General features: G+C 73.8%; 9 protein-coding genes. All 9 read right to left on the reverse strand.

Annotated features, from left to right (window positions below; all coding sequences use genetic code 11):
- Positions 1-2 precede the first annotated feature (2 nt).
- Complete coding sequence (locus GAS53_RS44020) at positions 3-1,748, reverse strand: ABC transporter ATP-binding protein (protein ID WP_151483395.1); 1,746 nt, start codon at positions 1,746-1,748, stop codon at positions 3-5.
- Complete coding sequence (locus tag GAS53_RS44025) at positions 1,745-3,592, reverse strand: ABC transporter ATP-binding protein (RefSeq protein ID WP_151483396.1); 1,848 nt, start codon at positions 3,590-3,592, stop codon at positions 1,745-1,747. Before GAS53_RS44025 ends, GAS53_RS44020 begins: the two co-directional genes overlap by 4 nt.
- Positions 3,589-4,368: a class I SAM-dependent methyltransferase gene (locus GAS53_RS44030; RefSeq protein ID WP_151483397.1), complete on the reverse strand. Its 780-nt coding sequence runs from the start codon at positions 4,366-4,368 to the stop codon at positions 3,589-3,591. The genes GAS53_RS44025 and GAS53_RS44030 overlap by 4 nt, the downstream gene beginning before the upstream one ends.
- Complete coding sequence (locus tag GAS53_RS44035) at positions 4,355-5,956, reverse strand: MFS transporter (RefSeq protein ID WP_192583550.1); 1,602 nt, start codon at positions 5,954-5,956, stop codon at positions 4,355-4,357. Before GAS53_RS44035 ends, GAS53_RS44030 begins: the two co-directional genes overlap by 14 nt.
- A 151-nt stretch (positions 5,957-6,107) precedes the next feature.
- The gene (locus GAS53_RS44040) at positions 6,108-6,767 is read right to left on the reverse strand and encodes a TetR/AcrR family transcriptional regulator (protein WP_151483399.1); all 660 of its coding nucleotides are present in this window, start codon (positions 6,765-6,767) and stop codon (positions 6,108-6,110) included.
- A 21-nt stretch (positions 6,768-6,788) separates the two neighbouring features.
- Positions 6,789-9,500, reverse strand: coding sequence for an ABC transporter ATP-binding protein/permease (locus tag GAS53_RS57130; RefSeq protein ID WP_225859470.1), 2,712 nt, complete (start codon positions 9,498-9,500; stop codon positions 6,789-6,791).
- Entirely contained in the window at positions 9,497-10,459 is a 963-nt protein-coding gene (locus GAS53_RS44050; RefSeq protein ID WP_151483400.1) for an ABC transporter permease, read from the reverse strand. The genes GAS53_RS57130 and GAS53_RS44050 overlap by 4 nt, the downstream gene beginning before the upstream one ends.
- The gene (locus GAS53_RS44055) at positions 10,456-12,021 is read right to left on the reverse strand and encodes an ABC transporter substrate-binding protein (protein WP_151483401.1); all 1,566 of its coding nucleotides are present in this window, start codon (positions 12,019-12,021) and stop codon (positions 10,456-10,458) included. The genes GAS53_RS44050 and GAS53_RS44055 overlap by 4 nt, the downstream gene beginning before the upstream one ends.
- Before the next feature lie 201 nt (positions 12,022-12,222).
- Positions 12,223-12,714, reverse strand: a 492-nt coding sequence (locus tag GAS53_RS44060) for an enoyl-CoA hydratase-related protein (protein WP_192583551.1), incomplete at its 5' end; no start/stop codon positions are given.

Consider the following 12,714-nt stretch of genomic DNA (forward strand, 5'->3'; position numbering starts at 1 on the left):
GTTCAGCGCGTGGACCCGGCCAGACGCCAGCCCCGCGCCCCATCGCGTTCGCTCCAGAAGGCCGCGTAACGACCCCCCAGAGCCAGCAACTCCTCGTGCGTGCCCTGCTCCACGATCCGCCCGCCGTCCAGGAAGGCGATCAGATCGGCGCCCCGGATCGTGTCCAGGCGGTGGGCGACGACCATCACCGTGCGGTCGGCGGTGAGGGCGGCCAGGGCCTGCTGGATCGCGGCCTCGTTCTCGGCGTCGAGCGCCGAGGTCGCCTCGTCGAGCAGCACGACCGGCGCCCGCTTGAGCAGAGCGCGGGCGACGGAGATCCGCTGCCGTTCGCCGCCGGACAGGGCGGCGCCGCCCTCGCCGACGCGGGCCGCCCAGCCGTCCGGCAGCCGGTCCGCGATCTCGTCGACCCGGGCAAGCCGCCCGGCCTCCCGCACCTCCTCGTCCGTGGCGCCCTCGCGCCCGGCACGGATGTTGTCCTCGATGGAACCCTCGAAGAGGTACACGTCCTGGAAGACCATGGCCAGTTGGGACATCAGCTGGTCCGTGGTCAGATCGCGCACGTCCGTGCCACCGATGCGAACCGTGCCCGCGGTCACGTCCCAGAACCGGGCGATCAGCCGGGTCACCGTGGTCTTGCCGGAGCCGGAGGGGCCCACCAGCGCCACGGTCCGCCCCGCCGGGACGCGCAGGCCGAGTCCGTCGAGGACGGTGCGCCCGTCGCCGTATCCGAAGGAGACGCCGTCCAGCTCGATGCCGTGGGCGTCCGCTTCCGGGAGCTTCGCCGCGGTGCCGGGCTGCGGTAGCGGTTCGGCGGCCAGCACCTCGTCCAGGCGCTCCAGGGTGCCCCGCGCCATCCGCAGCGACCCGCCCAACTCGGCGGCCGCGCCCATCGGTTCGACGAACCGCACGGCGAGCACGAGCACCGCGATCAGCTCACCGGCCGCGACGGACCCGTCCAGCGCGAGGTACGTGCCGAGCAGCAGTACGCAGGTGAAGCAGAGCTGCACGGCGAGAGCGAAGCCCGCGATGCCGGGCACTCCGATGCGTACGGCCGCGCGGGCCTCCGCATGCTGCTCGCGGAGGGCACCGTCGAGGAGTTCGTGGTCGTCGACGGTCCGGCCGAAGGCCCGCAGGGCGGGCTGGTGGCGGGCGAACTCCACGAGCCGGCCCGCGGTCTCTGCGGACGCCGCGTGCGACTGCCGGTCCACGCGGGCCATCAGCCGTCCCGACCACCGGTACGCGGCGGCCGCGACCGGTGCGCACACCAGCATGGCCAGCGCGAGCCGCCAGTCGAACACGAAGGTGGCGAGGACGACGACGGCCGGGGTGACGAAGGCGTTGCACAGCGGGCGCAGCAGGTTCGCCGCGGCGTTCATGACCTGTACGACGCCCTGGCCCGCCAACTGGCCGAGCGCGCCGACCCGTTCACCGCCGAACCAGCCGAGCGGCAGCGAGCCGACGTGGTCGCCGAGGCGGTGGTGCAGGGCGCGCCCGAGCTCGGCGCTGAAGCGGTTGCCGCGTACGGTCGCGGAGAACGCCGCGGCCCCGTACGCCGTCGTGGCGGCGGCGAGCGCCGCGACCCAGGCCCACGCCTCCCCGGGGTCGTCGCCGAGAAGCCGGGTGAGCAGCGGCACCAGCAGGGCGTACGCCACTCCCTGGAGCGCGGCGGCGAGGGCGGCCCACAGAGCCACTCCCCTGAGCCGGACGGTGAGGTCGCGCCCCAGGACACGTATGAGCAGCGCGGTCATCGCGCGTCCCCCTTCCGAGGGTTCTGAGGACTCCCGGGGATCTTGGAGTTCCGGGGATTCTGGAGTTCCCACGTCCGCGCATAGAGGCCGCCCAGGGCCAACAGCTCGTTGTGGGTGCCTTGTTCGGCGATGCGCCCGCCGTCCAGGACGACGATGTGGTCGGCGTCCCGTACCGTCGCGAGCCGGTGTGCGATCACGAGCAGGGTGCGGCCCTCCACGAGTGCCGACAGGGCCTGCTGGACGGCGGCCTCGGACTCCGGGTCGGCGAAGGAGGTGGCCTCGTCGAGGACCAGGACGGGTGCGTCGGCGAGCAACGCACGGGCCACGGCGAGGCGTTGGGACTCGCCGCCGGACAGCACCGCGTCCTCGCCGACGACCGAGTCGTAGCCGCGCGGCAGACGTGTGACGCGTTCGTGGATGTGCGCGGCGCGTGCCGCCCGTTCCACCGCCGCGTCGTCGGCGTCCGGCCGGCCGAGCCGGATGTTGTCCCGGACGGTGGTACGCAGCAGATGGGGTTCCTGGAAGACGAAGGACACCCGCCGGTACAGCTCGGCCGGGGCGAGTTCCCGGACGTCCGTGCCGCCGACCCGGACCGTGCCGGCGGAGGCGTCCCAGAAGCGGGGCACGAGCCGGGCGAGCGTGGACTTGCCGGAGCCGGAGGCGCCGACCAGGGCGGTGACGGTGCCGGGCCGCAGGGTGAGGTCGATGCCGGTCAGGACGGTCGTCGAGCCGTCGTAGCTGAAGCCGACGTCCGCCAGTTCGACGGTGCTGTCCGGGCCCGGGGACGCCGGGGCGGGCGCCTCGGGGAGGGTGGGCGTCGCGAGCAGCGCGTGGATCTGGCGGGCACTCTGCATGCCGCCCTGCACGGCGTGCCCGGACTGGGCCAGGCCCATCACCGAGCCGGTGAGCGCCGGGCCCAGCAGCACGAACGGCACGATGTCGACCGCGTCCGCCCAGCCCTGGACGACGAAGAGGGTGCCCGCGGCGGTCGCCAGCAGCAGCGCGGCCGGGCCGGACAGGGCGAGCGCGGCCGAGGTGCTGGCCCGCGTGGTGCTCATGATCCAGTCGCGGAAGAAGACGGCGAAGTCGTCGGCCGCCTCCTCGTACGCGCGGTGGGCCCGGGCGGTGCGGCCGTACGCCTTGACCACCGTGATGCCGTGGACGAACTCCACGACGGCGGAGTTGACGCGGCCCATCGAGCCGAAGAACCGGGCCGTCACGTCGTCGGCGCCGGACATGGCCTGCTTGAAGAAGTACGCGCCGAGCAGCAGCGGCAGCAGTGCGACGAGGGCGAGTCGCCAGTCCACGACGAACAGGTACGTCAGAGCCGTCAGCGGTGCCACGACGGCGGCGGTGACTTCGAGGACCGTGTGCGCCACCAGGTGGTGCAGGGCGGAGATGTCGTCGCCCGCGGCCTTCTTCACCTCGCCCGAGCTGTTCTCGGTGAACCAGCCGAGAGGCAGCCGGCCCAGATGCCGTGCAAGCCGTCGGCGCAGGCCGAGTTGGAGGTCGGCGTCGGCGTGATGGGTGAGGGTGCCGGCGGCGGCGTACAGCACGAGACGTGCCACGAGGGCGGCCACACCTGTCCAGGCGGCGGCCCAGGCACGGCCCTCGTTCGGTCCGCCGGACGCGAGGAGTGCCCGGGCCAGTTCGGCGACCGCGATGAACGGCACCATCGCGCAGACCGCGGCGGCGGCCTGGGCGAGGACCGCGGCGGTCATGCGGCCGCGGACGGGGGCGAGCAGTTCGCCGAGGCCGGGCGGTTTCCCTGCGGCCTCCGGCTCGGGCGACATGGGGGTGTCGGGTGTGTCCTCTCGCGTGTCAGCGAGAGCCGCGCCGGTCATGAGTACTCCTGTCGGGTGGGGCGTCCGGCGGTGCGGAGCACCGCGAAGTCGGGGGCGAGCGGTGTGCAGTGGAGTCCGGCCTCGGCCGCCTCCTCGGCGAGGGCGTCCAGTCCGATGCCGGACCAGGGCAACGGGACGGCGTGTTCGCGCAGCAGCACGCCGTCGTGGCGTACGCGGTAGGTGAGGGTCCAGCCGTCGGCGCCGCCCTCGCTCCACGACTCGTACTCCAGGGCTCCGACCCGGCGGGTCGCGAGGCGCAGCGGGGCATGGGTCGGGGGCGCGGTGCGGTCCAGGACGTCGACGACGGCGGGAGCGCCAGGTGCGAGGCGGTCGCTCAACAGCCGCCACAGCGCGGCGCGTTCGGCGGTGTCGAGGTGGCCGACGACGCCGAGGGCCACGGCCGCGCACAGCCGGGGCGGCAGCGGTGCGTCGTCCAGCGTGCCCGCGACCACGGTGACTCGGGCGGCGAGCCCGGGCGTGCGGGCGAGCCGTGTGGACAGCGCGATCCGCATGCCCGCGGACGGCTCCACGGCCAGCACCTCGACACCGGGCAGGGCCTCTGCGGCGGTCTCGGTGGACAGACCCGTGCCGGCGCCGAGGTCGAGCAGTGGTCCGTGGGCCGAGTCGGCGCCGTCGAGCGCACGGCGCAGCAACGGGCCCAGCCGCGCCCAGGAGGGCCCGGCGAGCAGGTCGTAGAACTCGGCGGCGGCGCCGTACGTATCGTCAGCGGCACCCTGCGGACTCTGCGGAACGGAGGACGTGTCAGGCAGGGACATCGGCGGGCTCCCCGGCCGGGGCGGTCAGCTGGTCCTTGTCGCGGATCAGCGTCCAGGACGCGACGGCGGCGAGCAGGCTCACGACCGCCGCGGCCACGCAGATCTGCGCTAGTCCCGCGGTGAGCGCGGTCCTGGCGGCGTCGAGGACGGGCTCGCGCGCCGCCCCGGGCAGCGCGCGCTCCAGCTGCCCGAACTGCCCGGACGCCACCGCGTCCCGTACCGACTGCCGCATGTCCACCGGCACTTGGAGCGCGGCGAGCCGCGAGTCGTCCAAGTCCGCGTCGATCCGCGCGCTGAACACCGCGCCGAACACGGCGACACCGGTGGCCGTGCCCAGCGGGAAGAACGTGTTGGTCATGCCTGAGGCCATCCCGGCCCGCTCCGGGGGTACGACCCCGACGGCTATGCCCATCAGCGGCGGGAAGGCGATCGCCCCGCCGATGCCGAGCAGCACGAGCCCCGGCAGCATCACCAGCCAGGAGTCGTCGGGACCGACGCGGGCCATGGTGAAGAGCCCGATCCCGGTGATCACCGTGCCGAGCGCCATCACGCCCCGTACCGGCAGCGCCTTGAGGAGGAGCCCGCTGAACGGGGCGACCAGCATGATGAAAGCCGTCATCGCCAGCAGCCTCAGCCCGGTCTGCAGCGGACTGTGCCCGAGCATCCCCGACAGCCACAGGATCAGGAACGGCAGCACGCCGAAGGTGACCACCCGGCAGACGAAACTGAGCACGATGGCCCCGGTGAAGGACGGCACCCGCAGCAGCCGTACGTCGAACATCGCCGCGTCCCGCCGACGTGCCTCCCACCACACGAACGCGGGCACCAGCAGCGCCCCGCCCACCAGCGGCAGCAGGGCGGAGGCGGCCGTCCAGCCGTCCTCGGGGCCGGTCACCAGGCCGTAGTTGAGGCCTAGGAGCGCCCCGGCGGCGAGCAGCAGTCCGACGAAGTCGAAGCCGCTCGCGGGGCTCGGCCCGCGCTGCGGACGGGTCTCGGTCACCTTCAGCGCGGTCCCGGCCAGGATGAGCAGCCCGACGGGAAGGTTGATGTAGAAGATCCAGCGCCAGTCGAGGCCCTCGACGACCGCGCCGCCCACCAGCGGGCCAAGGGCGGCAGCGGCGCCGCCCGCCGCCGAGAACATGCCGATCGCGGACTGCCGTCGCCGCCCCTCGTAGGCCCCGGCTATCAGCGCCAGTGCCGTGGACATCACCATCGCCCCGCCCAGGCCCTGCAAGGCCCGGCAGGCGATCAGCGTCCCGACGCCGGGCGCGGCCCCGCATCCGGCCGACGCGGCGGTGAACACGGCGACCCCGGCCGCGAACAGACGGCGGCGGCCCGCCCGGTCGGACAACGCCCCGGCGGGCAGCAGCAGCGCGGCGAAGACCAGGGTGTAGGCGTTCACCACCCACTGGAGTCCGGTCAGTCCGGCGTCGAGGTCGGCGGCGACCTCGGGAAGGGCGACATTGACGACGGTGATGTCGAGCGTCATCAGTACCGCGGCCAGTGACGTCATGGCGAGCAGCCAGCCGTTGCCGGTCTCCCGGCCGGCCTCCTCGCTCCGCTGCTGGTTCCGTGCGTCCTGGGTCATGAGCAACAGCCCCCTGCACAACACATGGGTGATGGGTATACGGCGTATACATGGCGACGGACTGCGGCGCATCGACATGCCGCGGTCCGGGAGATCCGCCCGCACACGTTCCGAGGGCACAGCCCAGGGAACGGCCGGGGTGGACCAGTCCTTACAACAGGCCCCGCAGCAGGGCCTCCAGGCCCCTGACGAAGGCGTCGGCCTCCGCGCCTTCGCGCGGCGGCCGGGCGAGCATCCGGCTCAGCCGGGGGTGCTCGTCCATGCGGACCCTGGTCATCAGCTCATTCCGGGCGGGGCGGCCCTCGGGCCCCAGCGCCGGCAGATACGACAGGTGGCCGAAGGTGTACCACCACAGCGCCCAGTACGCGTCCACCGCCCGCTCGTCGCCGAGCCCGGCCTCCTCCAGCAGCGTCAGCACATGCTCGACGAACCGCGAGGCGCGCGGCCCGAACAGTTCGCCGCCCTTGAGTACCTCCACCACCCACAGCTCGGCCGTCAGATGGTCGTGCAGCACGCGGAAGGCCAGCACCAGCCGTTCCGTCACCGGCCCATCGCCGTCCGGCAGGACGAGTTGCTCCGCCACGTCGTCGAGCATCGCCACCAGCAGCTCGCGCTTGTCGCCCACGTGCCGGTACAGGGCCATGGCGGTCACGCCGAGCTCCGACGCCACCCGGCGCAGCGTGACCGCGGACAGTCCCTCCCGCACCGCCACCCGTCGCCCGACGGCGACGACGGCGGCCCGGTTCAGTGCGGTACGCCGCTTCTGCGGCCGGGGGAGTTCCTCGCTGCTGTCGGTCGTCGTGCTCGGCATACCGCCACCCTAGAGTCACCGTCATCGGCCTCCTTCGCCGGACGCCGCCGACCGCAAGGAGGCGGCGGGCGCGGTCCGCATCCGCCGGGGCACGGCCGCGACCAGCGCACGCGTCACCTCGTGCACCGGGCGGCTCAGCACCCGGTCCGCCGGGCCCGTCTCGCGGATGCGTCCCTCGGCGAGCACGGCCACCCGGCCGCCGAGGCGCGCTGCCACCGACAGATCGTGGGTGACCATGACGACGGCGAGCCCGAGGTCCCGCCGCAGCCCGGCGATCAGCTCGACGACACCGACTGCCACCGACGGATCCAGGGCACTGGTCACCTCGTCGCACAGCAGCACTTCGGGTCCGGTCGCGAGCGCCCGGGCCAGGGCGACCCGCTGCCGCTGCCCGCCGGACAGCGCGCCGGGAAGCCGCCCGGCGAGCTCCACGTCGAGGCCGACTTGGTCCAACAGCCGCTCTACCGCCCGTTGTTGACGGTCCGTCGGCAGATCGCCGCCGAGTCGCAGCGGCCGACCGATGATCGCGGCCACCGTGTGGCGCGGGTTGAGTGATCCGTACGGATCCTGCGGCACGAGTTGCACCTGCCGCCGTTGCCGGGCGCTCCGGTCGCGTACGTCGCGGGCCAACTCCTCGCCGCTCAGGCGGACGCCGCCGTCCGTCGGCCGGTCGAGACCGGCCAAGCAGCGCAGCAGTGTGGACTTGCCGCTGCCGGAGGGGCCGACCACGGTCAGGCAGTCTCCCGGTTCCAGACTCAGTGACACACAGTCGAGTACGGGGGTCCGGCGCAGGAGGGAGACGCCGGCCACGGCGAGCAGAGGGACACGGGGCCCGGACACATCTGCGGGCCCGAGTTCCGGTGTGGGGCCAGGTTCCGGAACGGTCGCCGACTCCGGAGCGGTCGCCGATGCCGGAGCGAGCCCCGATTCCGGAGCGGGCCCTGATTCCAGGGCGGGCCCCGATCCCGGGCCGGGCGCCGGTGTCGGGCCGGGCGCCGGTGTCGGAACGAGCGCCGGTGTCGGAACGAGCGCCGATGTCGGAACGAGCCCAGCGGCCGCCGCGAGAGCCCGCCCCCGGCCACTGCTCGGCGCGCTCAACACCGCCTCCGCAGAGCCTTGTTCGACGATCCGTCCGGCGTCCATGACCGCCACCCGGTCCGCCACCGAGGCGACCGAGCCGAGATCGTGCGAGATCAGCAGGACCGCCGTGCGCGTCTCGTGCCGCAGTCGGGTCAGGTCTGCGAGGAAGGCCGCGGCGGTGACCGTGTCGAGCGCGCTGGTCGGTTCGTCGAGGACCAGCAGCCGTGGCTCGGCGGACAGCGCGACCGCCAGCGCCACCCGCTGCCGCTGGCCTCCGGACAGCTGGTGCGGACGGCGTCGTACGACCTCGTCCGGCCGCAGGCCCGCAAGCCGCAGCGCCCGCTCGATCCGCCCCGGCCACTGGGACTTGGGCACCTGACGGGCCCGCAGCACCTCGGTGAGCTGGGCGTCCACGCGCAGATACGGCGAGAGCGCGGTGCGCGGGTCCTGGGCGACGTACCCGCACACCGACGCCCGCAGCCGCCGCAGCGACCGCTCGTCGAGGTGGAGCACGCCGCGCCCGTCGAGCCGTACTCCTCCGCCCGTGTGCCGCAGCCCGGGCGCGACATGCCCCAGGGCGGCGAGGGCGAGCGTGGACTTGCCGCTGCCCGACTCGCCGACCACGGCGAGGAGTTCACCGGGTGCGAGGCCGATGTCCACTCCGTCCAGTACGGCGTGCCCGCCCTCGGCCTCGATCCGCAGCGCGCGGACGGTGAGCAACTCGCCCGTCTTGTCGGGCACTTCCGCGGCGGGCACTTCCGCGGCGGGCCGGGACTTCCGGCGGCCGGCGGCCCGCACGCTTGGCCCCGGGAAGGCGGCGTCCAGGAGCAGGTTCGTGGAGAGCAGGAGTACGAGCAGCAGGCCCGCCGGGACCAGGACGGCGAGCGGCTGGAGGGTCAGGCCGTCGCGGTTCTCCATGACCATCAACCCCCAGTCGGCGGTGGGGGGTTGAGGTCCGTATCCGAGGAAGGAGGCCGTGGCGACGACCGAGACCGCCCCGAGGAAGCGGATGCCCGCGTCGGCGGCCAGGACGGGAGCGAGGTTGGGCAGCACCTCGCGCCCCAGCACGGACACCGCGCGTTCGCCGCGCGCGATGGCCACCTCCACATAGTCCTGGCCGAGGATCCGCAGGGTCGCCGCCCGCACCACGCGGACCGTCTCGGGCAGCAGCACCAGCCCGGCCGCCACGGCGACGCCCGCCGTGCCGCGTCCGGTCGCCACGACCACGACGCTCAGCAGCAGGAACGCGGGCAGTCCGAGCAGTACGTCGGCGAGGCGCAGGATCAGCGAGTCCGTCCAGCCCTTGCGGTACGCGGCCGTCATGCCGGCCGCCGCTCCCAGGGCGCACACCACGGCCGTCACCGTGAGCCCGGTCAGCACCAGCGTGCGGCCGCCGGACAGTGCCCTGCTGAGTACGTCGGAGCCCAACTGGTCAGTTCCCAGCGGGGCTTGGCCGCTGCCGGGCGCGTACGGGATGTCCACCGGCTGGGTGACGGCGTGCGGCGCGAACAGCGGTCCGAGCAGCGCGACCGCGCAGACCAGGAGCAGGACGACGAGGGCGGCCCGACCGCGCCACCGTCGGCGCCCCGGGGGACGTACGGTCGCCGGCGCGGCCGGGTCAGACTGCGGCCGTACAGGAGTGAGGGTCGTCATGGGTGCCTCTGTGCGGGTTCGAGGAGCGGGACGGCCAGGTCCGCGGCGAGGTTGGCGGTCACCGCGATCGCGGCGCCGAGCAGGGCCACCGCCTGCACCACCGGCACGTCACGGGAGGCCGTGGCGTCCACCAGGAGCGCGGCGAGTCCCGGATAGCCGAACAGGGACTCCGCGACCAGTGCCCCGCCCAGCAGATAGGCCACGGACCGGGCCAGCATCGGCACGGCGGGACCGAGGCCGGCCGGCAGGACCAGCCGCAGGGCGACCCGCCGCTCCGGCACCCCGTTGAGCCGCGCCGCCTCGACCGCCGGGGACCGCGCGGCCTCCGCGACGCCCGCCCGCACCAGCCGCAGGTTCTGCGCCAGGCACACCGACACGAGCGTGAGGACGGGCAGCACGAGCACGGACGGTTCGTCCAGCGGGCCCTGCCCCGCGCCGAGCAGTGACACGGCGGGCAGCCAGCCGAGCCCGGCCGCGAACACCAGCATCAGCACGGCGCCGGTGACGAACTCCGGGACGGCGGCGAGACCCAGGGCCGTACCGGACACCAGCCGGTCGCCGCGCCGCCCGGCGCGCAGCCCCGCCCACAGGCCGAGTCCGACCGCGAGCGGCACGAGGACGGCCAGCGCCGCGAGGCCGAGGACGAGCGAGTTGCCCAGCCGGTCGGCGACCAGCTCCCCCACTGGGCGGCCGTTCGCGTAGCTGGCCCCGAAGTCGCCGCGCACGGCGTGCCCCAGCCAGTCGAGGTAGCGCAGCGGGGCCGGCCGGTCCAGGCCGAGCTCCGCCCGCACCCCGTCGACGGCGGCGGCGTCCGCCTGCGGGCCGAGGCGTGCGGTGGCGGCGTCGCCGGGCGCGGCCTCGGTGGCGGCGAACACCAGCACCGAGACCGCGAGCAGGACCAGCAGGGCCCCCGCGACCCGCCGTACGGGCCCCGCCGCCGTCCTCCGGAGCGTTCTCATTCGACGAACGCGTCCCGCAGACTGGGGTAGTCGGCGTACCCGCGCGCCTTGATGCCGTGGGCCTTCGCGGCCGCCCCCGACACCGTCGGCACCCGGGCGAACAGCGCCTCGCCGCCCTGGTCGTGCAGGTACTCCTGCAGGTCCGCCATGCGGGCCGCGCGCTGCTTGTCACCCGTCGCGCGGTTCATGGCGGCGATCAGCGGATCGACCTTCGCCGCGTCCCCGGTCCCGGTGATGGGGAAGGGCGCTGCAGAGCCGTAGTAGGTGCGGATCATCAGCGGCAGCGGGTTGGGGTGGTAGGCCGCCGTCTGGACGGGCGTGCTGAGGATGGTCTTGAAGTCGCTGTAGTAGTCCGCGGCGGGCACCTTGTCGAGGGTCGCCCTGATCCCGGCCTTCGCCAGCATCGGCACGATGGCGGTGGCGCTCTCCTCGGTACCGTAGTCGTAGTTGCTGGTGCGGATGCGCAGCGAGAGCCCGCCCGCCCCCGCCTCGGCGAGCAGCTTGCGGGCCCGCTCGGGGTCGTACGCGGTCTGCGCGATACCGTCGTCGAAGTACGGCTGGTGCGCGCCCACCAGGTCATTGCCGACCTCGCCCTGACCGAGGGTCACCGTGCGCACCAGGGACTCCCGGTCGAGCGCCAACTTGACGGCCCGCACGACACGTTCGTCCGTGAACGGCTTCAGGCCGAGGTTCATGGGCAGGGAGAGATCGACCCACAGGTCCTTGGGCGGCAGTTCGATACGAAGGGCGTCGTTGCCGCGTTCGGTGCGTACGGCGGTGAGGGCGAGGCCGCACGCGTACTCGAACTGGCCGGCCTTCAGACCGCTGAGCCGGGCCGCGGCGTCCGTGACGGAGATCAGCTCCAGTTCGTCGAGGTAGGGTCCGCCGCCGGCGGCGTCCCAGTAGCCCTCGCGCGGCGCGAGGACGCTGCTGCGCCCCGCCTGCCACTTCTTCAGGACGTACGGGCCGCTGCCGGGCGCCTTCGCGAAGTTCTTGGTGCCGTCGGGGAAGACGAACATCGAGTGCGCGAGGGCGAGATCGAAGAAGCCGTCGGCCATGGTGAGCGGCAGTTCGACGGTCCGCGCGTCCTTGGCCCGGGCCTTCTTGAGGTCGAGGTGCGTGATGAACCCGCCCTGCGGGCTGCGCTTCTGCACCAGGGTGCGCAGGCTGAACAGCACGTCGTCCGCGGTGAGTGGGCGCCCGTCGCTGAAGGTCACGCCCTTTCTGATCCGTACGGTCCACCGCGTGGCGTCGGCGTTGGGCTCGACGGACTCCGCGAGCCGCCACACCGGCTTCCCGCCGTCCAGTTCACCGAGGGTGTCCCACACGAGCCGGGCGCGTACGTAGTCGACACCGACGTTGGCCGCGAGGGTGGGATCGGTGGACTCCGCGCTCCCCCCGATGAACGCCGCCCGCAGCTTCCCGCCCTTGCGCGGCGTGGCCGACGCCTTCGCGGCGGCGGGTTCCTCGTCCCCGCCCCCGCAGGCGGCCAGCGCCCCACCCGCGGCGATCCCCACCGCTGCCCCCGTGACGCCGCGCAGCACGGCCCGCCGAGTTATCACTACGTCGCCCTCTTCTCCTGGTCACGCCACGACGCCCGGGCGAAGAAGACGCCCGAGGTATACGACGTATACGACTGTAGGCGTATCGACAATCATTTTCAACAGCCTTCGCGGTGCCGACTGCCGCGCCCGGCGAACGGCGCCGGGCGGGATGCCCGTGCCGCCGTCCGCGAGCAGGCGGTTACTTGTGCGCGGGACCGCTCACTTCCCCCTCCACACGGGGGCGCGTTTCTCCGTGAAGGCCCGGGCGCCTTCCGCCGCGTCGGCCGACGCGAGAACGGGTTCGGTGATCTCACGCTGCATGGCGTGGGCATCCGCATCGGTGTAGCCGATCGACGACGCCATCACCTGCTTGGATGCGCGGACCGCGAGCGGGCCGTTCGGCGCGATCCGCGCGGCCAGTTCACGCGCGCCCGCGAGGGCCCCGCCCGGCTCGGTGAGCACGTTGACCAGCCCGTGGGCATGGGCCTTCTCGGCGGAGAGCGGGTCGCCGGTGAGCGCGACCTCCATGGCGAGCTGGTACGGAAGCACCTTGGGAAGCCGCAGCAGTCCGCCGCCGGCCGCGACAAGGCCCCGCTTGACCTCAGGCAGTCCGAAGCTGGCGCCCCGCGCGGCGACGATCATGTCCGCCGCCAGCGCGAGTTCACACCCGCCGGCCAGTGCCCAGCCCTCGACCGCGGCGATCAGCGGTTT

The organism is Streptomyces albicerus (assembly GCF_008905045.1).
Taxonomy (GTDB): Bacteria; Actinomycetota; Actinomycetes; order Streptomycetales; family Streptomycetaceae; genus Streptomyces; species Streptomyces albicerus.